This is a genomic window from Streptomyces sp. NPDC018833 (assembly GCF_044390825.1).
In the GTDB taxonomy this organism is placed as follows: domain Bacteria; phylum Actinomycetota; class Actinomycetes; order Streptomycetales; family Streptomycetaceae; genus Streptomyces.
Genome location: NZ_JBIRZM010000007.1, coordinates 21,971 through 45,302 on the forward strand (window position 1 = coordinate 21,971; position 23,332 = coordinate 45,302).

General features: G+C 68.2%; 27 protein-coding genes. 13 read left to right on the plus strand and 14 right to left on the minus strand.

Going from position 1 to position 23,332, the window contains the following annotated elements:
- The 4 genes from ACH5AF_RS16255 to ACH5AF_RS16270 all read left to right on the plus strand — a co-directional run bounded on the left by ACH5AF_RS16255 (position 1) and on the right by ACH5AF_RS16270 (position 3,749).
- The gene (locus tag ACH5AF_RS16255) at positions 1-855 is read left to right on the plus strand and encodes a DUF317 domain-containing protein (RefSeq protein WP_398902312.1); all 855 of its coding nucleotides are present in this window, start codon (positions 1-3) and stop codon (positions 853-855) included.
- Between the two features lie 28 nt (positions 856-883).
- Positions 884-1,735: a DUF317 domain-containing protein gene (locus ACH5AF_RS16260; RefSeq protein ID WP_398902313.1), complete on the plus strand. Its 852-nt coding sequence runs from the start codon at positions 884-886 to the stop codon at positions 1,733-1,735.
- 271 nt (positions 1,736-2,006) lie between these two features.
- Complete coding sequence (locus ACH5AF_RS16265; protein WP_398902314.1) at positions 2,007-2,855, plus strand: hypothetical protein; 849 nt, start codon at positions 2,007-2,009, stop codon at positions 2,853-2,855.
- Between the two features lie 270 nt (positions 2,856-3,125).
- Entirely contained in the window at positions 3,126-3,749 is a 624-nt protein-coding gene (locus ACH5AF_RS16270; protein WP_398902315.1) for a hypothetical protein, read from the plus strand.
- A gap of 263 nt (positions 3,750-4,012) precedes the next feature.
- On the opposite strand, the gene ACH5AF_RS16275 is transcribed toward ACH5AF_RS16270, so the two are convergent.
- Entirely contained in the window at positions 4,013-4,168 is a 156-nt protein-coding gene (locus ACH5AF_RS16275) for a hypothetical protein (RefSeq protein WP_398902316.1), read from the minus strand.
- Between the two features lie 227 nt (positions 4,169-4,395).
- Between ACH5AF_RS16275 and ACH5AF_RS16280 the strand changes: the two genes are divergently transcribed.
- The 4 genes from ACH5AF_RS16280 (at position 4,396) to ACH5AF_RS16295 (ending at position 5,807) form a co-directional block, all read left to right on the plus strand.
- Positions 4,396-4,770, plus strand: a complete 375-nt coding sequence (locus ACH5AF_RS16280; protein WP_398902317.1) for a DUF317 domain-containing protein — start codon at positions 4,396-4,398, stop codon at positions 4,768-4,770.
- A gap of 54 nt (positions 4,771-4,824) precedes the next feature.
- On the plus strand, positions 4,825-5,118 hold the full coding sequence (locus ACH5AF_RS16285; protein WP_398902318.1) for a hypothetical protein: 294 nt from the start codon (positions 4,825-4,827) through the stop codon (positions 5,116-5,118).
- A gap of 51 nt (positions 5,119-5,169) precedes the next feature.
- Positions 5,170-5,394 (plus strand): hypothetical protein, encoded by a 225-nt coding sequence (locus tag ACH5AF_RS16290; RefSeq protein ID WP_398902319.1) that lies wholly within the window; start codon positions 5,170-5,172, stop codon positions 5,392-5,394.
- 80 nt (positions 5,395-5,474) lie between these two features.
- Complete coding sequence (locus tag ACH5AF_RS16295) at positions 5,475-5,807, plus strand: esterase (protein WP_398902320.1); 333 nt, start codon at positions 5,475-5,477, stop codon at positions 5,805-5,807.
- Positions 5,808-5,961: 154 nt separating this feature from the next.
- Here the strand turns inward: ACH5AF_RS16295 and ACH5AF_RS16300 are convergent, their stop codons facing one another.
- Together ACH5AF_RS16300 and ACH5AF_RS16305 are read right to left on the minus strand one after the other, a co-directional pair.
- Positions 5,962-6,186: a hypothetical protein gene (locus ACH5AF_RS16300; RefSeq protein WP_398902558.1), complete on the minus strand. Its 225-nt coding sequence runs from the start codon at positions 6,184-6,186 to the stop codon at positions 5,962-5,964.
- Positions 6,087-6,644 (minus strand): transposase, encoded by a 558-nt coding sequence (locus ACH5AF_RS16305; RefSeq protein ID WP_398902321.1) that lies wholly within the window; start codon positions 6,642-6,644, stop codon positions 6,087-6,089. The genes ACH5AF_RS16300 and ACH5AF_RS16305 overlap by 100 nt, the downstream gene beginning before the upstream one ends.
- A 658-nt stretch (positions 6,645-7,302) precedes the next feature.
- On the opposite strand from ACH5AF_RS16305, the gene ACH5AF_RS16310 reads away from it, so the two are divergent.
- The 4 genes from ACH5AF_RS16310 (at position 7,303) to ACH5AF_RS16325 (ending at position 11,342) form a co-directional block, all read left to right on the plus strand.
- Entirely contained in the window at positions 7,303-7,653 is a 351-nt protein-coding gene (locus ACH5AF_RS16310) for a hypothetical protein (RefSeq protein ID WP_398902322.1), read from the plus strand.
- Between the two features lie 340 nt (positions 7,654-7,993).
- Positions 7,994-8,536, plus strand: a complete 543-nt coding sequence (locus tag ACH5AF_RS16315; protein ID WP_398902323.1) for a hypothetical protein — start codon at positions 7,994-7,996, stop codon at positions 8,534-8,536.
- Positions 8,533-10,404, plus strand: a complete 1,872-nt coding sequence (locus tag ACH5AF_RS16320; protein WP_398902324.1) for a HesA/MoeB/ThiF family protein — start codon at positions 8,533-8,535, stop codon at positions 10,402-10,404. Before ACH5AF_RS16315 ends, ACH5AF_RS16320 begins: the two co-directional genes overlap by 4 nt.
- Before the next feature lie 170 nt (positions 10,405-10,574).
- On the plus strand, positions 10,575-11,342 hold the full coding sequence (locus ACH5AF_RS16325; protein ID WP_398902325.1) for an LCCL domain-containing protein: 768 nt from the start codon (positions 10,575-10,577) through the stop codon (positions 11,340-11,342).
- 1,224 nt (positions 11,343-12,566) lie between these two features.
- On the opposite strand, the gene ACH5AF_RS16330 is transcribed toward ACH5AF_RS16325, so the two are convergent.
- From ACH5AF_RS16330 to ACH5AF_RS16375, 10 genes are all read right to left on the minus strand, one after another.
- Positions 12,567-12,923, minus strand: coding sequence for a hypothetical protein (locus tag ACH5AF_RS16330; RefSeq protein WP_398902326.1), 357 nt, complete (start codon positions 12,921-12,923; stop codon positions 12,567-12,569).
- 531 nt (positions 12,924-13,454) lie between these two features.
- Entirely contained in the window at positions 13,455-13,877 is a 423-nt protein-coding gene (locus tag ACH5AF_RS16335; protein ID WP_398902327.1) for a hypothetical protein, read from the minus strand.
- A 55-nt stretch (positions 13,878-13,932) separates the two neighbouring features.
- Positions 13,933-15,681, minus strand: coding sequence for a relaxase/mobilization nuclease domain-containing protein (locus ACH5AF_RS16340; protein ID WP_398902328.1), 1,749 nt, complete (start codon positions 15,679-15,681; stop codon positions 13,933-13,935).
- A gap of 2 nt (positions 15,682-15,683) precedes the next feature.
- Positions 15,684-16,133: a plasmid mobilization protein gene (locus ACH5AF_RS16345; protein WP_398902329.1), complete on the minus strand. Its 450-nt coding sequence runs from the start codon at positions 16,131-16,133 to the stop codon at positions 15,684-15,686.
- Between the two features lie 173 nt (positions 16,134-16,306).
- Positions 16,307-16,528, minus strand: a complete 222-nt coding sequence (locus tag ACH5AF_RS16350; RefSeq protein WP_398902330.1) for a hypothetical protein — start codon at positions 16,526-16,528, stop codon at positions 16,307-16,309.
- A gap of 91 nt (positions 16,529-16,619) precedes the next feature.
- Positions 16,620-17,642, minus strand: coding sequence for a DUF2637 domain-containing protein (locus ACH5AF_RS16355; protein ID WP_398902331.1), 1,023 nt, complete (start codon positions 17,640-17,642; stop codon positions 16,620-16,622).
- Positions 17,639-18,232, minus strand: a complete 594-nt coding sequence (locus ACH5AF_RS16360; protein ID WP_398902332.1) for a WhiB family transcriptional regulator — start codon at positions 18,230-18,232, stop codon at positions 17,639-17,641. Before ACH5AF_RS16360 ends, ACH5AF_RS16355 begins: the two co-directional genes overlap by 4 nt.
- Positions 18,233-18,332: 100 nt before the next feature.
- Positions 18,333-19,040 (minus strand): ATP-binding protein, encoded by a 708-nt coding sequence (locus tag ACH5AF_RS16365; RefSeq protein ID WP_398902333.1) that lies wholly within the window; start codon positions 19,038-19,040, stop codon positions 18,333-18,335.
- Positions 19,040-19,981, minus strand: a complete 942-nt coding sequence (locus ACH5AF_RS16370) for a hypothetical protein (RefSeq protein WP_398902334.1) — start codon at positions 19,979-19,981, stop codon at positions 19,040-19,042. The genes ACH5AF_RS16365 and ACH5AF_RS16370 overlap by 1 nt, the downstream gene beginning before the upstream one ends.
- A 3-nt stretch (positions 19,982-19,984) precedes the next feature.
- Positions 19,985-20,344 (minus strand): hypothetical protein, encoded by a 360-nt coding sequence (locus ACH5AF_RS16375; protein ID WP_398902335.1) that lies wholly within the window; start codon positions 20,342-20,344, stop codon positions 19,985-19,987.
- An 836-nt stretch (positions 20,345-21,180) separates the two neighbouring features.
- On the opposite strand from ACH5AF_RS16375, the gene ACH5AF_RS16380 reads away from it, so the two are divergent.
- A complete protein-coding gene (locus ACH5AF_RS16380; protein ID WP_398902336.1) occupies positions 21,181-22,083 on the plus strand; it encodes a helix-turn-helix domain-containing protein in 903 nt (300 codons plus the stop codon).
- A 40-nt stretch (positions 22,084-22,123) separates the two neighbouring features.
- On the opposite strand, the gene ACH5AF_RS16385 is transcribed toward ACH5AF_RS16380, so the two are convergent.
- A complete protein-coding gene (locus ACH5AF_RS16385) occupies positions 22,124-23,320 on the minus strand; it encodes an amidohydrolase family protein (protein WP_398902337.1) in 1,197 nt (398 codons plus the stop codon).
- Positions 23,321-23,332: the final 12 nt, after the last annotated feature.

Here is a 23,332-nt window from a genome sequence, read left to right on the forward strand (position 1 = left end):
ATGCCCAGCCCGGATCCCCTCGCCCCCGACCCGCATGCGGATGTCCTGGTCAGCCCCGGCTACCTCGCCGGCCCTGGCGACAGCCGCAGCATCTTCAACGCCCTTGATCTCGCTCCCAGTTGGACCAAGACCATCGCCTTCGGCACCGACACCTACTACACCAGCCCGTGCCAGCGCGTACGCGTCGCCAACCCCATGGAGAGCTTCTACGGCGGGTGGACCATCGCCTACGCCGAGGACCCACTCGGCGTCCCCGACTGGATCACCACGTTCGACCGGAACACACCCCACGAGATCGTGGCCGCCTTCACCAAGCCCCTCGTCGACGGACTGCACAACAACTTCGCCGACTACCTCAGCGGCGGCCGGCACTTCACGGGCACCAGCCCCGCGTCCCTGACCGCGCGGCACCGGTGGGAGCCGGTACACGGCTCCCGGCCGTTCCGTACGGTCTCGCCCGACGGCCACGCCGCCTACCAGATGGGCGTCGGCTGGCTGCCCGAGTACGACGAGCTGCTCACGCCCGAGAAGTCGACGTGGCGCATGTCCGCCGGCACCGACCCGGTGTACACGCCGAGCTGGCAGGCCTTCTTCAGCCGGTATACCCCGCAGCACCTCATTACGGCCTCCACCGCCGTGTTCACGGACCCCACCCCCGTGCCGCGCGCCCTGGACCACATTCCCGACCGCCACCGCTCACTGGTCTCGGTCACCCGCGCGGAAACGGCCAGGCCCAACGCGCGGGCCACAGCGGCGCTCGCCCGCAGCACCCAAGCCCAGGGGACGCACGTACCTCCGCCCCCGGCCGCGCCGATCTCGCTCGCCGGACACGCCGGTTCCCGACGGCAGCGCTAACCCTCACCCTCAGCCCTGGAGTCCCACCGTGCCGACCACCGCCCCTGACGGGGACCTGTACGTCTCCCCCCTCTACCTCGCTGGCTGCACCTTCACCGGCGACCCCGCCCTTGCACCCCTCCTCGACCACGGCTTTGCCCTCCACGACGACGAGCTGGCGAACGTGTACGTCTCCTCTCCACAGCGACACATCCGCCTCGGCTATCTGCCCGAGGGGGCGGACAAAACGCTGTGGAAAGTCGCCGTCCACGCCGATCCCTTCGGCCCTCCGCACTGGATGGCCACCTTCGACACGCCCACCCCCACCGAGCTCGTGACCGCCTTCACCACCGCCCTCGCCAGCAGTTACACGAAGGGGCCGGACGACTACCTGTCCGGTACGGCTCATCCGGTCGACCAGGCCCTGCGGCCTCTGACGCGAGCAGGGTGGAAGCGCACGGACACGTGGGCCGCGACCCTGTGCACCGCCCCCGACCAGCTTGCCGGGCTCACCTACTCGCGCCGGCTCCCCGACTCGGGGGCTGAGCTGCACACCGACACGCACCGATGGCTTCTGTGGGGTGGCCAGGATGGTTACAGCTCACGCTGGTACGCCTCCTTCACCTCCCGCACGCCCATCCATCTGATCGCGGCGACCACCGCGCGCCTTGCCGACCCGGCACCCGTGCTGCGGTACGCGCCCGAGGTCCCGTCCCGAAACCACGGGGCGGCCCAGATCACTCCAGTCACACCGCCGGTACCGACTCCACTGGATGTCCGCCGAGCCGCTGCCGCCCGCGCTCGCACCAGCATTCCCCGGGCCGTCGTGCGTGCCTCAGCGATGGCGACGGCAGTCGGCCCTGGCGCCACCCTTCCCGTCCGCGCACCCCGGCGCCGATGACCGCAGCGCCCAGCAAGGAAGCTCGTCGGCGGCGGTGGACACGGCCGGCCTGCGAGCCGCCTCAGTGTTCTCCCGCTCCATGCCGGCCACACCGCCGGTACCGACCCCGCTGGATGTCAGCCGAGCATCCGCCGTCCGCACAGGGTCGAAATCACCGCCCCCACACCGGAGAGGACTCAGTACAATCGAATTTGTGTACTGAGTTCATTCCGCCTATCCTGAGAGCCGCGGCGCCGGACTCCACCCGGCCAGACCAAGGGAGCGCCCTCCTGTGACGAGCACAGAGCGCACGCGGTACCACGTCGGAAACCGCGAGATCGGCCTCGACGTCGAGTACCGCGTCGAGTGCATCGGCACCCTCGACGAGGCCCGCGAGTGGTTGCGCGCCGACGTCGAAGCCGTCGCCGAGGACGTCGAGGATCCGAGCCCGTTTGACGCGTTCCTCGACATCCTCGACGATGCCGAGATCGTCGGCGAGCACCACATCGACGTGTTCGTCTTCTTCGTGCAGGCCGTCGAGGACTGCGGGTGCCCGTGCGATTGCGCCGAGCGCGGCGAGAAGTGCGACGGCGAGCACCGTCGCGAGGCGGCCGCCGAGCCTCAGCTCTCCGACGCCGACGACAAGGGCCGATCCACGTTCCAGTTCGACGGTGCCGAGTACGCCGTGTTCAACACCACGGACAAGGCCGTTGACGAGGATTGGGCCGTCGCCAAAGTCCCGACCGAGGGCCCGGCCCTGCCGAGCCGCGACTGCCTGCTCGCGGGCGCCTCGACCCGCGACAACGCGTTCGCCCTCGCCGTCGAGAAATTGCGCCCCACCCGCCTGATCACGTTCATGCCGCCCCACTCCAACTCGTTCCTAGACCCTCGCGAGGAGCGCGAGGCCGAGGAGTACCCACAGGTGGCCGCCGACGGGTGGGTCTGCGCCTGGCCTACCGAGGGGTACGCCGTACTGTTCGAGAACGGGGAGGTACGCGCCCACATCTACCCTGGTCGCCCCGTCGAGGTGTCCGTCGCGAGGGCCGAGGGGGGTGGGTTCGACGACCTCGACGGCGAGTGGCGGTTCGTCGAGACGGCCGCCCTCGCCGCCCGCGCCCACGTCCTCGACGCCCGCGACTGACCCACCACGCGAGGGCGCCCGCGCAAACGCCCTTACCGAGGGGCGCCCGATGTTCGTCGAGTTCTTCCCCGTGGTCGTGACGGCGCTCCCCGCCGACGAGGATCATGCCCCGCTGTTGGTCGACCTCCGCCGCCCGGATCGCGCGCACCGAGCAGGTCGCCCTAGACCCCGTGCCACTCCCGCACAAGCAAAACGCGTTGTTCGCCGCCTGACCGCCCCACCCAGCCTCGCCTGAGACTGGACCCGACCGCGTCACCAGGAGCAGGAACCATGAGGAACGAGCTGCCCGACGAGACGGCCGTAGGGAGGCTGCGCACCCAACTGCTTGCCGCTTTCGACCAGTTCGAGAAGGAGCGCGAGGCCGAGCAGCGCCAGTACGAGCCAGCCGAATCGTCCGGCCTCGAACGCCTCGCCCAGGAGTACACCCGAGCGACCACCGCCACGGCGCGCGCCGCCCTCGCCAAGCGGGTCGGTCCGTCCCTCTCCCTCACCGAGGCTGGTGTCATCCGCCGCACCGCGAAGGCCGTCGAGGGCGCCCTACCGAGCGTGATCGTCGGAGCTCGTGTCGATGGGTGGACGGCCGCCGAGATCGCTGCGGAGCTAGGCGTGACCGCGTCGTACGTTCACAGGATCCTGCGTAACAACCCGTGGGACGCGGTATGGACCATGTACCGCGCGACCGGCGACAACACGTGGGAACCAATCGAGTCCGGAACCCTCTGCGCCACCGAGTCCGCCGCCAGTGTCGCCGACCAGATACTCGGTGAACGTCTCGACCACTCCCTCGCCCGCAGCGGAGCCCGCTTGTGCGTATGGCGAACCGGTGAGGAAGGTGACCCTGACGACGCTCGGTTCACCGCCAAGCACGACGGTGACACCGTTCGCGACCACTGAGCAGAACATGACGCGGGCCCGTACACGGGGACTCCACCGCCGGACAGGCCGACTGCCGACACAACGGGAGCGACCCCCGCCATGGGCAACACCACCCCTGCACAAGGCAACTCAAGCCTCCAATAGCGGGTAGCCAGCCGTCGTCGCGAACCAACGATGGCCTCGCCGCCGAGCGCCGAGGTCCCGGTGTACCCCGGCGCTCCACGCAACAGGGTTCGCCCTGCGCGGCGTTAGCCGATGCCGGCCCATTCATGCGGGTCCGCTCACAGCGCTCTATCGGTCTCGGCATCCATAAGCCGCGCCAGCTCCTCCACGGTCAGCTCGACCCGTCGCCCATCAGCCATCCGGGACCTGCCCAACGACGCCGCCTCGACGTCATCGACGGACTCGTCGTACGCGCGGATCTCCTCGCCGCCCAAGCCAGCTCCTCCCCCGGTCTCCGCCCGGCTCTACGAACGGCCGCTCCCGCAACAGCTGAGGGAGCGGCCGATTCATTCCGTCTTGGACGGACATCAGCCGTCGCATCCGCAGCCAGTTCGCCCACGGCAGACACACACCCTCGGGCAATGACTGGAGAGCCCACCCAAGACCATGTCAACGTACGGGAGCCCGGAAAAACCGCAGGTCAACGAAGGGTTCTCTGCTCGTGACGCTCACCGCCACCACCTCGTTCCAACCCCCCACCGAACTTTCTCTTCCCGCCCTCGGCGAGCGTGAGTGGCTCCTCGAATGCCACTGTGCAAGACCCGTCACCGACCTCCTCAAGGACCAGGGATGGGACGTCGTCACCGATCTGGACTGCAACGTCCACTGCTCCAGCCCCGATCGGCGTGTGTATGTGGGCTTCCTCCCCGAAAGCCGGGAGGCGGCGCGCGGCGAGCTGTGGCACATCCACGTCACGGCCAAGGACGGCACCACGGCCTGGCACCAGGCCCTCGGGCCGGACACCCCGGCACAGGCCGTCGCCGGGTTCCTCGCCGCTTTGATCGCCGTTCCCGCCCGTTACTGCACGTGCGTCTGACACCGCCCGTCAGCCACCGCAGGCCAGGCCCGACCCTCATCCGGAGCTCACCTCATGCCCCGCCACTCGATCACCGTGACCTCGTATCACGCCGACAACACCGTCTGCCCCTCGGAACACCAGCACACCAGAAGCCGTAAACCACTCACCGAAGGTTGCACGGGACGCGACCACTTCATCGCATCGTGCAGCTGCACCGCGTGGACGAGCAGCCGCTCGTCCACGAAGAACTACGCCGCCGAAGACGGCAGGCGGCATCGCGCCGCACAGCAGCGAGCAGAGTCCGCCGCGCCGCCGAACGGCCCCGCCGTGCTGCGCGAACTGCTTCGACTCGACGCGGACGTCTGATACCGCCCGCCACGCCCCACTTCGCACACCCTCACCACTCAGGAGGCTGTCTTGCCCTACGAGATGACCGTTGGCCAGCTGGTCCATCAGCTCCAAACCTTCGATCCCGACCTGCCCGCGTACTTCGCCATCAACCCGGACTGGCCGCAAGCCCACCGCATCGGCCGCATCGTGGAGATCACCGGATCGAACGGAGCCGTCTACATCGCCGAGAACGGCCAGGAGGGCGTGCTGCCGCGCGCCGTCCGCAACCAGTTGGACTGGTCCGACGTATGACCTGCCGCCCCCGTGCGCAGCCCCCGTCGTCGACCGGCTCCTCGCCTCATTTGGTCCTCGGTGACCTGGTCCGTCACCCGATGCCACGATCCGTACGCGGCGCCCTCCTGCGCCGCGTGCCTCCGCGTCCCGCCCAACCGATCCACACGGTGTGGATATCCAACGCGAAGCCCGGCCGGCTACACCCCGGCTCCATCCTGCTGAGCTGGAAGCCCGGCCTCGGTGACGGAATGGATGTTTCCGCCCACCTCGGACTGACCTCGGGGGATGTCCTCCTCGCCAACTGGCCGGGCCTTCACGGCGACTGGACCCACGTCGTACACCCCACGGTGTACGAGGTCTTCGGCCTTCACGCCGCTCTGTCCGTGGCCACCGACGCGCTGCGCCTCGCCAACCACCTGGCCGCTCGCTGACAATCCAATCGATGCAAACGCCGAGGGCTGCCCCAAGATTCGGGCAGCCCCTCGTGGCGTTGAGACATCGCACTCCTGTCTCGGATGGCCAAGTGCTTTCTTGCCCTGGGTGGGCCAGTACTGCCTGTAGTACTGAGGGAGTTCCGGGGTCGCGTCACGGGCCGTTCGAACGGCGCCCAAGTCCGCCGGGAGCCACCTGACCGCAGCGTCTCAACACGCTTCTCGACTTCTTCGGCGGCGCGCGGTTCTCGCCGGCGTTCTGCGCGAGCCAGGTGACCATCAGCAGTTCGCAGGTGCTCCGGAGCACGGTGAACCCGGGCCGCTCCCGGACGTCGAAGCCAGCGCCGGGGATGATGGACAGCCCAGTTGCAGAGGACACGATGGGCAGTTCGGTGTCGGGTGCGCTCTACCCCCGGGGGCAGGGGTCAGAGAATTCGTCCGCTCGTCCGCTCGCGCACGAGCGGCGTCGAGCAGTGTCCGTGTGAGGCCGGCCAAGTGCCTGACGTCTGTGCTGTCGAGCACGGTCTGATGGATCTGGTCCCATGCCCCAGTACGGGACCAGATCCGGAACCGACGATGCGCGGTGGACTTCGACATCCCGAAGCAACTCGGCAGGCGACGCCACGGACACCCGCTGGTCAGCACATAGACAATCGCGGCGAACACGTCCTCATCGGCGACGTTCTGCGTTACACCGCCCTGAACACGCAAGATTGGCGGAGGCAGCAGGGGCCGGGCGATCTCCCAAAGACCATCCGGAACGATCCATCGCCAGCGGTTCAGTCCCATGTCTGACCAACAGCCAACATGCCGAGCGAGACACGGCCTTCGCGCCATGCACGGGGACGGCGTCCGGCGCTACCTCCGTCGGTTCGTGAGGCGGTGTTCCCGCTACCGAGCGTCGCAGCTGCAGGCGCGCAGGTTCCAGCAATCCTGGACGCCAGGACACCGGAACCCGTACACGAGTACCCGAATCGTAGAGCTTCGCGTACGGGTTGACGGCTGCGATCAGACCTCACCACGGGCGTCCGGGTGGACGGGGCGCGGCCCGAAGCCCGTGCCCTGACTGGCAGGGTGTACGTGGCGACGTCTGGAGAGCCGGCAGGTGGTTTTCGGCTTCGAGGAGGAGATCCGCCGCAACTACGCCACAGACATCACCCTACTGTTGACGTTCTTGTGCGCCGGCGAGCTGAGAGAAATCCGAACCGGGTCGGCGGAACGAAGTGGTCCCGGGAACTGTCCGCGTTCGCCAGCCTGTTCCGACGGACAGTCCGTGAGGGCTACCGGGTGCGGAGTCCCCCGCCATGCGGCAGTTCATGAGCCGCAACAGTGAGGTGATCTCTGTACCGGAGGCGACGCCGAAGGACGTCCGGCCGAGCATGTGCACTGGCTGACGCCGCGGACGCGGCGGAGGTGGATCAATGTCGGCCTGCGCGGACACACGAGGGGCGGTGCGCCGCAGCCGGGCTGGGTGGGACGGTTGGAGGACCGGAACGTGGCCTTCGTACGGCTGCTGACGTCCTCCGGGCTGCGGCGGGGCGAGGGCGGATCGCTGCTGACGTTCGCGCTAACGGTACGGCGGATCGGCGGTGGCCGGTACTACCAGAGCAAGGTGGCTGCGGCGGTGACCCGGTCGGAGCGGCCGCAGACGTTCTATGTCGCCGCAGACGCGCTCAGCGACGTCGAGGCGTACGTCGAGTCCTCGCGGGCGTGGGTCGTCCCCAAGGCGCAGCGGCTCGGCAGGTACGAGCTGCCCGCTCCCGCAACTGCGGCTGGTCACCGGGGTGACGCGAGGACTTCCGCAGGTGCGCCCGTTGCGAATCACTGCGGTGTGCGAAGGACCTGACCAGGGACCGGACTGCGTTCCGTTTGCGCTTGATGCAGAGATAGTCTTGATTGAGAGGTTTGTCACAACTTACGGTGCTGTACAGAGCAGCGTTTCCGTGGCCGCATCGGGCGCCCAGCGGGGGACGCGCAGGCAGGAGCCTTGTATGGGAACCCGAGAACCGATACCACTGACCCCCGTGCGTGACCCTGAGACCGGTCAGGTGGTGTACGTAGACCTCGAGGCCCGAGACGGGCGCCTCTACCCCGCCGGCCCTACGTCGGACAACGGCCCGGCCGAGTCCACCCCCCTGACGAAGCTGTCCCGAGGGAGAATGGCGGGTGCCGCCTGGGAGGACGTCTTGAAGCATCTGCGCGCGGGGGAGGATGGCCGCGCAGGCGGTGCCGAAGTCGAGTTGCGTCCCGGTGGCCAGCTCGTGGTTGTCGAGCCGAAGCAGCCGCCGCAACCCTTGGCGCAGGTGGAGCGGGGGGTCATGGCTGCGGTGAACCCTGGCCCCACTGCCGTAGACGTCGGGCTGCTGCGCCAGCTTGACCCGCACAATGTCGAAGAGTGGGAGCCGGTCACCTCCGATCTGATGGCTGGCTGGGTCTTCCGGCTCTCACCACCCTTCAAGGGCCTGCCCCGGTTTTCATTCTTCGCCTTCCGCTCGCCCGCCGATGGGGGGCTCTACCGGATCTCCGTGCTGCATCCGGACATGGACAGCGAGTACGGCCACCTGCCCCACATGATCGACATATACCTCGGCGGACAGAGAATCCCGATCATCTGCGGCCCGATGGGAGAGCCTGCCGCCGATCTTGCTGCAGTACGCACCCAGGCGGCGAAGTGGATGTACTACACCGCCTGCAAGCTGTGCGGGCTTGACCCAGGATTCAGCCGGTGAGCGCCATCGCCGCCGAGCGGCACGCTGTGCGGACGACTGCGCCGGTTCTCCGCTTCACCGACAGCGCTCTCGACGCGATCTCCACTCGCCTCGCCAGTGTTCCTCCCGAGCGCGGTGGGGCACTGCTGGCTGTTGGCGATCTCCTGTACCTGCTCGTCGAGGACAGCCACGGCCAGTACACGGGAGCCAGCTGGTACATCAGCGGCGAGCTCTCGCAAACAATTGCCAGGCTCGAGGCAGCAGCCCATGGAACGTTTGCTGGCACCGTGCACACCCACCCGGATGGAGTCCCCGACCCCTCTGCCCCGGACGTGTCGACCACGGGAAAAACACTTGCTCGCAACTCGCACCTGGACGCTCTGGTGATCGCGGTCGTCACCGTGGGGCCACCGCGCGCGGACGACCTACCAGTCGGCGGCCAGCACCGGATGTCGCTGCACGTGCTGCGCCAGGCCGACGACGGTGCGCCCCAGCTGATACCAGCGCGTGGCGAGGTCGTTCCCCTTGCGGCCGACCTTTCCTTTGGCGGCGTCGCCCTGCCCTCGGCGACCGACGTGCGTACGTGGCTGTCGCCCCAGCTGCATCGGCGCAAGCCGCAAGAAACGCCACTCCCCACGGTGGTCCGGGTGAACCGGCGACCGCGGCTGGTCGTCCCGCTGCCGGCGGAGCGCCCCGCTGCGTTGTTCATCGATCCCGACTACCCCCAGGTCGGACCGCTTGCCGTCATCTCAACGGACAGCAGTGACGGCGATGAGCCGTCGCTACTGTCGCTGCCCTCTCCCTGGGATCCGACCGCCCCGGCTGCCCCACAGCTTGCCGCCCTCGCCCGTGCTGCCGCGGGACGCCACCTTGACGGGGCCACAGATCGTGTGTGGCCCCTCGTCGGCACGCTGGCCGAGCGCCGAGTACTCCTCGCAGGGGCTGGGTCAGTTGGCAGTCGGATCGCCGAAGACATGGTGCGCTGCGGCGTCGGCGCATTCACCGTCATCGACCCGGACGTCGTCGACCCGCCGAACCTGGCTCGGACCGTATACGCCGCCGCAGACGTGGGCACCGCGAAGCCGGACGCGCTCGCTCGGCGGCTGCGCGCGGTCGACCCCTCCGTTCGCGTCGCCGGACACGCTGAGGCGCTCGGCGCGCTCGACCTGCGCGCGCTGCTGGATGAGGTCGACCTTGTCGTCGGGGCCACCGACGACATGGGTGAGCAAGCGTTGCTTGCCCACCACGCGTACGCCGCTGGTATACCTCTCGTCGCTTGCGCGCTGTACAAGGCGGCCGCGGCGGGCGAAGTCGTGATCAGCGTCCCCGCCGCGAATACCGCGTGTTGGTCGTGTGCGGTCGGTGAGCGTAGCTCAATCACTGGGTATCGCCCGGACCGCGACTATGGCCTGCACGGACGGCTTGTTGGTGAGGCGGCCCTCGGCCCGGCAATCCACATGGTCACCGAGGTAGCCGCTATGGCCTCCATCGGACTGCTAGCCGGCCCGGACTCCCCGGCGGGGGCCCATCTCAAGCCGCTGGTATCCCAGAACCGCACGCTGGGCCTCATATCGACCGTCCCCAATTGGGAGTTCTTCCCGAAACTGTTTGACGGTATGAGTCATCAGCACGCGCCGCAAAGCGTCTGGGTGCGCGTACAACCTAATCCGGACTGTCCAGTGTGCGGCACGAACAGAACGCCACCGCTAACCACTGAAGAGGGGACAGCCTTCGCTGATTTTCTCACCAAGCTACGCCACCAGAAATCTGAAGCGCACGATACAAACTCGCCCCCATCAGATGACCAGGACGATGGATCGATTGTCACTGACGTTCACACAATCGACTCCGACATCTCCTCGCCCGGCGATGGCGCGACTTCGGATTAGTCTGTAGCGCAACGACGCGATCACGCCGCTGAGACGCGAGTTGAGCGGAGAGTTCAATGCACACTCCTCTCGACAGGATCCGAGAACAGGTCGGGCTGAGAGTCAGCCACCTCCGACACTCGTCAGGAAGACGGCATCCCCCTCAAGGTGAGAGGCGGAAGCCGGTAAGAGTGTGGCTGATACTGGTTGTTTCAGCTGCGGTTCTCCTGACTGGTGGCTTGCTTCTCGTCGCCACCCAACAGGGAGACGAGACACCGAGCTCGCCGAATCCATCTGTGCCAACTAACCCACCCGACACTCCGCACAGCACAGACCAGCAAATCTCCTGGTCAACGACTGCGACAGACTACAGAGATAACCCGAGAGGGCAAAAGCTCACATTCTTGTGCCCTTCCAATGGGACCCCTGAAACGGTCTACGGAACCGAAGTCTACACAGATGACTCATCTATATGCTCGGCGGCAGTTCACGCCGGGACCATCTCCTTCGAGGAGGGCGGGAAGGTAACCATAATCCTCCGCGAAGGGCAGGCCCAGTACTCGGGGAGCGCCAGGAATGGCGTAGAGTCGCAGGATTGGAACTCCGAGTGGGACGGGAGCTTCCAAATACTGACAGCGGACTCGGAGCGCCGCCCCTACATTCCCACAATCTCCTGGTCTCAGACTGCAAGTGACTACAGCGATCAGATCGGGAAGAAGTTCTCCTTCAAATGCCCACCCTCGGGAACTGCGGCGAGCGCGTGGGGAACCGACAGGTACACCGACGACTCATCGATTTGTACCGCCGGAGTTCACGCAGGAGAGATTACGCTGCAAGACGGCGGAACGGTGTCCATTGTGATTAGCGATGGAGCCTCCGCATTCCAAGGGTCTTACCGGAACGGTATTGAATCATCCGATTGGGGGGAGTGGCCAAGAGGATTCTACTTCGTAGATTAAGAGGCAGTGCCTGAACCTCCGTTCCGCCACCTGCCTAGCGGCCCCGCAGACCGCCTATCGACAGGGCCCACCTCAACCCAGCAGGGAGAAGAGAAATGTCTTATCCCGAATGGGGGTCATTCGACTTCATATCCCCAAACCTCATAGTGGATCGGGATAATGAAGCGCGTTGCCCCGGCCAACCGAAAATCCCAATCATTGATGGCCGCTTGTTTGACGCTGCCATCGAATCGACTTGGAATCGGTATGGATTGAACGAGTGGAAAGGAATCGACGATCGCACTCGCGGCAACGCCTTCAACGTGCAGCGGCTCCTGTGCCTGATGCTTCCATCGGAACGCTTCTGCTCATACCACTTGGGACGAGCCATGGCCGCCGCTGCTCTTGAGGTAATCGGGTTTCCATGCAGCCAGTACTCGCCTCTGGTAGCTCCGATGTGCGACTTGATGGAGAGGGTTACGATTGGGGCCACGTCAAGTTATATTTCGCAGGCACAACAGACGTTCAGGAAATTCATGGCAGCCGAAGAACAGGGTGGGGCCCAGGGATTCGCTGCTCTATACCGAACGACCGAACCCGTCGTTAGAAGAAAGTCCCGCTGGTGGCAGAGGTAGCTGGGAGGGACTAATGACGGGTCGCCGCATGCACTGTAAACACCCAGCTCATTCTCCTACCGTCAAGCGGCGGCCAGGTGGCCGGGAGCCTCCGCTGAGTCTCCTCGGCGACCTTCACGACGGTGACGGCGAGCTTGGCGTCTTCCGTGAAGCCGGTAGGTTGAGTGTTTGTAAGCACGTGTTTGGGCTCCGCCGTACCGGGTTCATTTGGCTCCGACGGCCGTTCGACTGCCGGGCCGGTGACGGGCTGATGCACAGGCGCAGCCAGCGAGAAGAGGCCGTCAGGGGCCCGGGTGAACCGTCGACCACCGGTTCGAGGGTGGTACCAAAACTCGTCCGTACCGTGGGGCCGACTCACGTGCTTACAGACAGTTGAGTGTGTCGCCCACCGTGGCAGTAGTGGGCGATGGCCTGGGCGTGGAAGTCGGATGGCCGGCCGCAGTGGTGCTCTTTGCGGGATCGTCTTCGCCAGACCGAGCAGACCACTAGCCCCGGCCCAGCATGATCCCCGAGGGCGCGGCCGGGCAGGCCGGAGTTACGGTGCAGATGCCAGCTCGCGCCGGGCGTAACTGGCCCCCGCCAGCAGACGGGAGCCAGTACTCGCGTCTTGCTATCGCTCTGGGGGCATCGGGGTGAGGTCGAGGTTGGCGACGGCGACTCCGCGGCGCAGCGGCGGGACCTCGGAGCGGTATGCGGGCAGGATTGGCAGTGCCTCGCCAAATGCCAGGCCGGTGCGATTGCGTGTGCTGCCGTCGGACACCGCATAGGTCTCGTCGGTTGGGAACGCGCCGCGCAGCCGCCAAGCCGCTACTGGCTCGCCGTCCTTGACCGCCACGACGCGCTCGCAGTCGCTCGCCTTGCTGATGGTGATGGCCCAGGCCCGTTCTACCCAAACCTCAAGCTGCTTCAGGTCGTAGGTGTCACGGAATGACTGGTTGACCGATACGAACAGGATCGGACACAGCATCACGCTGCTCCTCTCAGAGCGCCTTCCGGGCGCTCAACTGTGGGCTCGCCTCTGCGTGCCCTGTGCGCCCAATCTAGACGGGGCGGCGGTGGCCCACACCCTGGTCACCGGAACCAGCCCGAAGGAAGAAGGACGTCCTGGCGGACAACACGATGTGAGATACCAGCCGGGATCCTTGCCCCGCCGACAACGTCACATGAGAGTCCTTCGATGATCGGTCACACGCGAGGTTGCCTCTCGCCTGGTCAGGGCCTCGTTCTGGGAGATGGTCGTTCGAGACAGGACGGCCGAGGATCAAAGGCATTACTGAGCTTCGCTCACTCTGGACAGCCAGACCCGGTCCGAGACCTGGCGGGCTGTCGGGCGGCCCTGGACTACGGCACCCCTCCGCAGGTCAGCGCTCTGTACGTGGGGAATCAAGCCGAGCAGGTCTGAGGTCGCCCACGAGTACACGGTGGTCGTTCTCAGCGAGCCTCGTCGGCCTGAGTGCGTGCGCCAGCGCACGGCGCCTACGGCGCTTCGTCGCAGGGCCTATTCGGGCCTGGGTTCGGCCAGATAGGTGCCGGCGAGCGTGCCGTCGTAGCCTGCGGCCTGGGCCGCGGCCTCCAAGCTAGGGTAGTCCTGGCCACCGATGTCGATCATCGCCTGGTAGTCCGCCCGGGTCAGCTCGCGCTCGATCCACTGGTGCGCGCAGCGGCAGCGGATGCTGATCTCGTCGCGGTCGCAGATCACCATCCAGTCGCGCCGGGCGCCACACTGGGGGCACATGATGGGGATCCCGGTGATGGTGATTTCCTCGGGGTGGGTGGTGGCGCGGAGACGGATGTCGCCGTCGCCGAGCTGAGACTCCTGCTGGAGCCGCAGCAGGGGATCGTCGGCGAAGGCGGTCTCCGGCAGATCGGTTCTCTGGGCCTGGAGGCCTTCTTCGAGCATGCGCATCGTCTCCTTCTCCATATCTGATCAGCATTAACAGGCCCTTGCGCTCGGCGTCCAGCGCTTTGTGTGCCGGTCAGCGCCTCGGCCCTGGGGGTCGACGGTCAGCACGGTGTGGCCTCACCGGCGTCTCGGGTGCCTGCGGTGCCGACGGGTAGCGCCGCGACTGCGCTGTCCAGGCGTTCGTACGTGCACGGGGCGCGTCCATGGTGGCGGGCAGTTCACCGATCCGTCGCAAACGCCAGACGAGCACGTCGGTGACGCTGTCCGCGGTGTCCAGTTCGCGCCATTCGATGGCCTGTTGGAGGAGGGCGTCGGGGTCGTGCCCGGCTCGCTCGGCCTGATCGAGGGTGGCGGTCAGAGCGTCCCAGCCAGGTTCACGGCGGACGTGGTCGGCCTGCTCGGGCAGGACAGTTTCGAAGGTGCCGGCGTATCGCTCTCGTACGGGTTCTGGGAGACGCCGGCCTCGCTCGCGCATCGCGTTCATGGGAGCGGCCGAAGCCGATCGGTAGGCGCTGCGGAGGTGTTGAGCGGCTCGTTGGGCGGCGGCTGCCTGCTGGGCGTGACCTCGGGCGGAGTGCCAGTGCACGGTGGCGATGGTGACGAGGACCATCGTGGACAGGAGCATCGCGGTGGCGCCGCCGTCCTCGCCCTTGCCGAGGGCGTTGCCGGCGCGGACGATGCTGCGGGCGGCGGAGCGGATGGCGCGGTTGTCGGCGTGCTCGGCGCGGATATGGGAGCGGGTGGCGCGTTCGAAGGCGCGAGCGGCCTCGGCGAGTTCCTTGCGGGTCGAGGCCGGGGCGGTCTGGGCGATGGCGTCGAGGAGTTCACCGACGCCGACCAGTTGGGCGGCGGAGTCCTCGTCGTCGTCCCCGTCAAGGATCGTTGCCGCCCGTTCGACGACGGGTGCCGCTTCGCGGCGGGCGCGGGCTGGGCGCTTCACTTGTTCGTCGGCACGGCCGGCGACGGGTTCGTCGTCATCGGGTCGCCCGGCGTCGAGGCGCTGCCGGATCTTGGGGAGGGAGAGGTCCGGGGCGAGTTTCGAGCCGGAGAACCAGATGGGTTCGCCGTCGCGGTTACGGTCGCCGGGTAGGGCGACGTTGTATCCGATGGCGTCGCCGGACGGGGCGATGCGCTTTTCGATCCGGAGGCCGGCTTCGGCGAGGCGGTCGAAGAACTCCTCCTCGCTGGCAGCTCCGGCCAAGGCGTGGCGGACGCTCTCTCGCAGCGTCTCGCGGGGTGTCTCGGTCCGGCCGGATCGCTCGGCCTTGGAGCGTTCGGCGCTGGTGGGGCGCTGGGCGGCGGTGCGGTCGCCGCCGTTGAGGATCTGCAGGCCGAACTCCTTCTCGATCTTGCGGCATTCGGCCTGGGCGCGGATGCCGTCGTTGTGGTGGCGTGCCTGCCGGCCGTCCTGGCGTACGAGGGTGGCGGCGATGTGGATGTGGTCGTCGGCGTGGCGTACGGCGATCCACCGGCATGCCTTGTCGTCACCCTCTTCGGCGATGCCGGTGGCGTGCACGACGCGTCGGGCGACCTCGGCCCATTCGGCGTCGGTGAGGTAGCGGTCGCCGGGCGCGGTGCGCACCGGGCAGTGCCACACGTGCTGGGCTGGGCGGCGGTCCTTCGGCAGGGCGAGGACGGGCAGGTCGAGCCGGTCGGCGAGCTGTTTGAGCGTGGCGTCCGGATCGCGTCCGGGATCGGGGGCGAGGCCGGGCATCCAGGAGGCGACAAGATGCGCGTCGGTGTGCTCTTCCCGACGACCGGGTCCGTAGAGGTAGTTGAGCAGTCCGTATGTACGGCTGCCGGTGGAGACGTCCGGGACCACCGTCAGCGCCGGGCCATCTCTACGGCGGCGGCCTCAATTCGGACGGCGGCACGCAGAACTCGGGCGACCGCCTCGTCCACGTGCTCCACCTGACCGCCGGAGTTCAGGATGCGGGCGATCTGGTTGAGGTTGTTGCCGGCGCGGGCGAGCTGGGCACTGGCCGCCATCAGTTCCTCCACTCGGCCGCGCTGGTCCAACAGCCATGTCTTCGGACCGCCTTGGGCCTGGGCGACGGCAACCGCGGCATCGGCGAGAAATCCGGCGGTCTTCAGACCGACGGCTTCGGCGGCGTGCTTGACGGCGTCGAGTTCGTCTCGGGTCAGGCGGACGCTGCGGACTTGATCGCGGTGGACACTCTGGCGCAGACGGGGGCGCGTACGCGTCGCGGCGTTCGGCTCTGCTTCTCCCTCTGGCTGCGATCCGCCCTCGGTCGCAGCCCCAGAGTCCGGCACCCCCTGGTGCCGGGCCTCCCCCGCCCCCGTGGGGGCGGGGGCATGCGCTTCCGAAACTCCTCCGCAGCCCGTGGCTGCGGAGGAGTTTCGGAAGCTACAGCTTGCTCGGCTTCGTGCCGGGCAGTGGTCTTGCTGCAGGTCGGAGGTGGTGTCAACCGACTCGGCGCGTGTCATCAGAGCGTCTGGGCCTTCGTACGGCGCACGTCGTGGAGGACCTCAGCGACGAAGTCGAGGACGAGGACCGGGTGGTGCAGGGTGCGGGGCGTGCTGGCGGGGGCTCGCTGCACGGTCCAGATGCCGTCCGGGCCGGGTTCGGCTCGGTGCAGGTGTCCGTACCGCCGGAGCACGGTGATCCAGGCGTCGGCTTCGGCAGGGGTGGCCGGTGTGGTGCGCATTGTGTGTCTCCGGTGCGTGGACGGGGGTTGGTGGGGTGCGGGCGGGCGGCCCTGCTGTTGCCGTTGGCCGCCCGCCGTCCGGGTCGTTCGGTCAGCCGGTCTTGGTGACCGAGTCCTGGCCGGTCTCGGCGCGGAGTTGTCGCATCAGGGCGGTCAGTCGGTCGTTGGCCAGGGTCTTGCCCTGTCCGCGGATGGCGTCCGCGACGACTTCGCGGGTGGCCTTGCCCGCGTCGGCGACCGCCTTGCGGGCGATCGGCAGGAGGGTGTCCGCCGACGGTGCGGTGTCCGGACCGCCGTCGTCCGAGGTCTCCGAGGCGGTGTCCGGGCCGGTCTCCGGCTCGGTGGCCGAGGGGGCGGCAATCCGCAGGCGGGTGACGGGGGCAGGTCTACTGACCGGCTGTCCGCCCACGTCAGCGGCCTCTCCGCCGTGCGCGGGCTCCGGCTCCGGGGCGCTCTCCGGGGGTCCGGACGGCTCCTCCCGGTCAGCCGCTCGCGGTACGTCCGGGCCGGAGGTGACCGCCGGGCGGCCGCTCTCCGACGCGGAGAGCGCGGCCGAGTGTCCGGAAGTGACCGGGACCGGCCGGTGTCCGTCCGCCGCGAGCGAGGTCTCCGGCCGGTCAGCGGCGATTCGGTCAGTGCGGACGCCGAAGGTGTCCGAGTGTCCGTGGTAACCGGCGTCGGCGACCCGCCGGGCGATGAGGATGTACAGGTGGACGGCTCCGGCCAGGGCGAGCGGGGCGATGGTGGACAGGGCGCCGACGGTGACGTCGCCCAGCCGTAGCCCACTGCCCTCGGGACGCTGCTGGTTGAGGCGTACGGCGTGCAGGGCGTTGGCCCAGATGCTGGCGGCCGTGGCTGTGCCGAACAGCATCCACACGTACAGGCGGGCGGCGAAGGAGGCGGTTCGCAGGACCAGGAGGGCGCGTACCCCGTAGGCGATGAAGCCGTCGATCACCAGGGGGAAGACGAAGGTGAGGGGTCCGCGGACGTGGATGGCGGTGGCCATCTGCTGCAGGGCGTCGTACGAAAGCGCGCACCCGGCGCCGCCGAGGGCGACGATCGCGGCTCGGTCCCAGCCGGTGATCCGCGCCGGTATGGGCGCGCTGTGGCTCACGCGGCCGTCCCGAGGTCGTTGCGCGCTGGTGTCTCTGCTGCGGGTGCCTTGACCGCCTTGGTAGGGCTCCTGGGCTTCTTCTTCCCCTTGTTCGCCTTCTTCTGCTGGCCGACGGCCCGGTTGCGGATCTCCCGGCGGGTGCGACGGTAGAGCTTCTCGGCGTGCTCCTCGGTGACCTTGAGCAGCCAGGCGAGCCGCTCGGCCGGCATCTCGTCCTGGTAGGCGGCGCGTACGACGGCATCGCGCTCCGCCTGGGTGAGGTGGATGTCGCGACCGGCCAGCACGGCGTTCACGCGGGCGTAGTCGAAGCGGCTTTGGAGCTTGCGGTGCAGCAGGTCGCGTTCCTCTTCGGTCATGCCGCCCCGGATGCCGTCGCGGTCGCCGTTTTCGAGGGCGGCGTCGAGGCAGGTGGTGCGGACGGGGCACTGCGCGCACAGGGCCTTGGCGGCGCGGATGCGGTCCATCTCGTCCGGCTCGGGGAAGAAGAGGTCCGGGTCGACCTGGTGGTGGGGCGTCGAGCGGCAGGCGGCGCTCTCGTGCCAGGTGAGGTCGCCGAGGGTACGCGGCATCTGGTTCTCGGTGCTGTGCATGTGGGTGTCTCCGGTCGCCCCGGGCGCGTTTTGGGCATACGCGGCCCAGGGGTTGGTGCGTGAAGGAGGCGGAAGCGGTGGCAGCCGGTCGTGGCTGTGATCAGGTGGCAGCGATGCGGCGACGGTCGGCTGCGAGGGCTCGTCTGCGGTCGGGACCGTCGAGGATGACCTTGTCGCTCATCTCGGTCAGCCGGGAGGCGACCCGGTCGCCGATGTGCTGGCGCAGGTCGGCCATGCCGAGGTTGGTGGTGATCAGCGTCGGGAGCATCTCGTTGTAGCGGCGGTTGATCAGCCGCATCGTGATCTCCTCGGTCCACTCGCTGTTCTTGGCCGCGCCGAGGTCGTCGATGATCAGCAGCGGGCAGCGGGCCAGGTCCATCAGCTCCCGCTCGCCGTCGTGCCCCGGGCGGGGTCGCAGCTCCGCGTACAGGTCGGCGGCCGTGGTCGCCTTCCAGCGCAGCCGGACTCCGGCGATGAGCAGCGACCGGATCGCGCCGTACGCCTGGTAGGTCTTGCCAGTGCCGGTCGTGCCGACGATCAGCAGCGAGCGGCCCTGGGCGATGCCCGGAGCTCCCTCGGGTCCGGGACGGCCGGCCTCGGCGACCTCTCGGACCCAGGCGGCGACCGCCGGGTGGTCGGCGACCGCGGCCTGGTAGCGGGCCGGGATGCGGGCCTGCGCCGCCTGAAGGGCGGGGATGGGCTCGGCGGGGTCGTTGAGCGGGGCGGCGGCATCGATGCCCCGGGCGGTGAGGATGTTGGCCAGGCGGCGGGCGATGCCGCCGATGGGCTGGGCGTCGTGGTCGCGCATCACAGCTCCTCGGCGTAGGCGGCGGCAGGGTCGGCGGGGTTGGCCCAGGCCCGGTGACCGGGCACGTTAGGCCGCGATTCCGTCCGCACCAAACCGGCCGGGGTGGCATTCATGGCCTCGTGGACCAGGCTCGGCAGCGTGCTCGGGTGCAGTCCCTTGGCCCGGTGGCGGGCCAGCCCCGCGCGGATGTGAGCGGGGTCGATGCCCTCAGCGAGGAGCTTGGCGGTCTCCCGTCCGAGGTGACCGAGCACGCCGTTGGGCGGGCGGTGGGCACAGGCGGCGGCGTACTCGGCCATGAGCTGCTGGGTCGAGACGGTCTCCGGTGCGGGGGCGCCTGCGCTCCCCGAAGGAGAAGTAGTTCCTAGATCCAAGTTCCTAGGTCCTAGATCCGGACCGTGAGGGCTCATGGAGGGCTCACTGAGTCCTCCATGACGGCTCCGCGAGGGCTCATGGAATGTGCTCTGAGCTGCTGTTTTCCGATGCTCAGAAGATTCCTGCGCGGTACGTGAGCCCTCACTGAGTCCTCCGTGAGCCTTCAGGGAGGACTCCATGACGGCTCCATGAGGTTGTGGTGCGCCCTGGCTGAGCTGCTCGATGTCGTGGTCGGGACAGGCGGGGAAGCGGACGCCACTGGGCCGGTTGATCTTCTGGTGTTGGCGCCAGGTGACGATGTGCAGGTACCGCTTGCCGTCGTCGCCCTCGTAGCGGCAGATCAGGTGGGCGGCGGCGAGCTGGGTCAGGTCGTCCTCGACGTCCACGGGGCCGTGCTCCGGGCGCAGCGACCACAGCAGTCCGGTGATGACGGCAGGCTGGTCGCGGAAGCGGCCGTGGTCGTCCGCCTGGGTGAGAAGACCGAAGAAGGTCCGCTCAGCGGTGAGGGAGACCGCTGCGAGCGACTCGGACGCGAAGGCCTCGGGCTTGATCGTTCGGATCCGGGCCACGGGTCAGCGGCCCCCGTCCGGTGGAGCGCAGGCCCCGGCAGCGGGCTGCAGGATCCCGGTCGTCAGGTCGAGGTCGTGCGCCTCGTCCCAGTTCGTCTCGGGGAAGGCTCGGATCACCCAGCGGGCGGCGGTCACGCGCTGGGTCCGGTTGAGGGATATGGGTTGCCCCCGCTCGTCGTACGCGCGGGTGTAGGGGCTCGGCCAGGTCTGGCTGGGCTGGTGCTGCGAGACGCGGATGATGCGGGCACCGGGCACCATGTCCGTCAGGAGGACAGCCAGGCGGTGCCGGCGGATACCGTCGGTGGGTGCAACGGCCTTGGCGGGCTGGGCGGCGAGCGCCCTTCCGCTCCGGGATGCGGGCATGCGAGAATTCCTCACTCGTAGGTGGGGTGGGACGGCCGTTCTCGTCGAAAAGGTCAGCCGACTCGCCCCGGTTATGAATCCGCGCCCTTAGGGGTGGCGGGCTTGGCGCCCGGGAGCTGCTAACTCCTGGGCGCCGTCTCGTTTCCCTTTGGAAACCGCGGACTTGACGTTGGATATGTCTTTCGCGTTTCTCCCTTGAGGGTTCAGGTTCGGCGGTTCCGCCGAGGGAGCAGCAACATATGCAGACGGCGGTCAACACTCCAGCGGACAGCGGGTGCTGAGCCGATTCGACGCCAACTCGACATATATCGCTGGGCCGGTGGATTTCAGAGCACACGACTCGGCCGGCCACGACGTCCCCGCCCCGTCTCCAAGCTGTTGAAATGCGTGAGGATTAGCGGGTGCGTAGCGCTGATGCACGACTGAATCTCTGCACTCATCGCACTTTCGAACCGGGCGGCTTTGCCGACGGCCGTTCGATGAAGCAGAGACATGCGACACTCCTCACCCGACAGCCACTCGCTAGCTCCGTTCAGGGGCACGGAGTGACCGAAGTGCGATCTCCGCGCCCGCCCGGGGCCGAAACCACACGCTTCCCTGTGCCCGGGAGGCGAACTCCCCGGCACCGATTGCTTCTGAGGGCGCTCCGCGCACAGGACGTCGCGGCTGCACTCCGATCGCCCCCTCCCTCAGCCCAAGAGCCTCGGCAGAGCGCGAAGACGAAGATCGAGCGAGCGTGCAACGCCGCTCGACTTTCGCTAAGCTGAAGCTATTCCCGCCTGAAGAAAAAGTCAACACACTGGATCAACTCCAGCTTGCATAAAAACGAGGGTCAGATGCCTGCTCGTCACTTCGACCGAAGCCGTCTGCGTGCGGTGCGGCGAGCCGCCGAGATCTACCAGGCCGCCGTGGGCGAGGCTCTGGGTGTCTCCGACTCGGCGGTGGCCAGTTGGGAGAGCGGCGCGCAGACTCCCGATCCGGAGAAACTGCCCGCGCTGGCGCACGCTCTCGGACGCGATGTGGACGAGCTGTTCCCGCGGTCCGGGCCGCCCGATCTAACCGACATGCGTTGTGATGCCGGCTACTACCAGTACGAGACGGCCGCACTGATCGGAACCAGGAGCGCCGGACCGGTAGCGGCGGCCGAACGCGGAGAGCGACGCCTCAAAGACAAGTACGTCCCGGCCCTGGCGGCGGCGTACGGGGTCAGCGAGGAGGAACTGCGGCGAGCGGAAGCCCGGTCGATCGCCAAGGCGCAAGGTGGGCAGGTTGATGAACCCGCGCCGCCGGGAGCGGGGAATGCCTCGACTCCTGGCGCCCCTCCCGAATCGCTGGCCGAGAAGATCACTCTGCTCCTGGACAGCTCGTACCCCGGTCTCCAAGGACCGCCCTCGGATGCGGAGATGGCGAGCGCGGTGAACGCCCATGCCGGGGCGCACGTCATCACCGAGGAGGACTTCCGGGACCTTCGTACGGGCGTCACCGGGACCGCGTCCCCTGAGGTCCTGGACGCACTGGCCGCGGTCGTCGGCGTCTCGCGGATGTACTTCGAACCTGACGACGCCGTGGCTGCTCAGGTCTACGAAGGGCTCCAGCTGCTGGCAGCCGCCAAGAAGGGGTCCGTGGGCCGGGTGAAGGCCCGTGGCCTGGGCGCGCAGGGCCTGTCGCCGAAGGCGATGGCACTCGTCAACGAGCTGGTGGCGGAGCTGGAGGAGAAGGAAACAGACGCGAGCGAGTAGCGCCTGCCCGCAGCTCGAAAGCTGCGGGCAGGCGGCGTGGCTACTGCCGCTCTGCCGTCGTGTCCGGCTCGTGCAGGCTCCCGTGGGCGACCACGGCCCGGACCGTCTTCAGGGCACTGAGGTCTTCCAGGGGGTCTCCGTCGATTGCCAGCAGGTCCGCGCGGTACCCCGGAGCGATCCGTCCCGTCATCTGGCCCAGCCCGAGCGCATCGGCCGCGTCGGTGGTCGCCATTTCGAGGATCCTGCCGTTCGGCAGGCCCAGGTGCGCGTAGAACGACAGGGCGGACACGAGTCCGTCGAACCCCGCGCGCTGGACTCCTGCGTCGGTTCCGGCGATGAGCTTGGCGCCGGCCTCCGCCATCTGCCGTACGAGATCGAACATGGCCGCCGCCCGCTCCTCGCCGAAGAAACGGGGGAGCATCTCCCAGTGAGGGCTGACGGCTGGGCAGATGGCGATGTCCCGGTCGATGATCTGCTTCAGGACGTCCTGGCGAAGGTCGAAGCCGTCGTTCGTCATCCACGTGCAGTGCTCGATGGTGTCGACGCCCGCTTCCACGGCCGCGGTGATGCCGTCCGTTCCGTGCGCGTGGGCTGCCACCGGCAGGCCGGCCTGGTGGGCCTCGTCCACCAGGGCCTGGAGTTCCTCCGGGGTGAACTGGCTCTGCCAGCTCTTCGGCCCGTCCTTGGTCAGGCCGCCTCCGGTGACCATCGCCTTGATCGCGCCCGCACCCGCCGTGATGTTGTGCCGTACGAGGTCGCGGACCTCGTCCACGCCGGAGACCTCGCCCCCGAGGAAGTGGCAGTGTCCCCCGGGCGGGGTCGCGGGCGTCCCCGCCGAGACGATCCGAGGGCCCGGCGTGCCGCCGCGGGCGATCTCCTCGTCCAAGCGGAGGGCAAGGCCGTTTCGGTCGCCCAGGTCACGGGCCGTGGTCACGCCGCTGAGCAGGAGCTGCTCCGCACGGCGGCGCATGTCCTTCAGTAGGGTCTCGTCGCTGGACTCGTGGAGCGTGGCCACGGGGTCCGCGCCTCCATCGAACGCGAGATGGACATGTGCGTCGATGAGGCCCGGCACGACCGTTCCCTTGGGGAACGCGACGTGCACCGCGTCCGGGCCTGCCTGCTCCGCGATCCGCGCACGCGGTCCCACCGCCGTGATCGAGTCACCCTCGATGAGGATGGCGCCGTCCTCCAGGTACGTCCCGGAGTCGACAAGGACTCGGCCTGCGGTGATCAGCATCTGGTCTCCTTG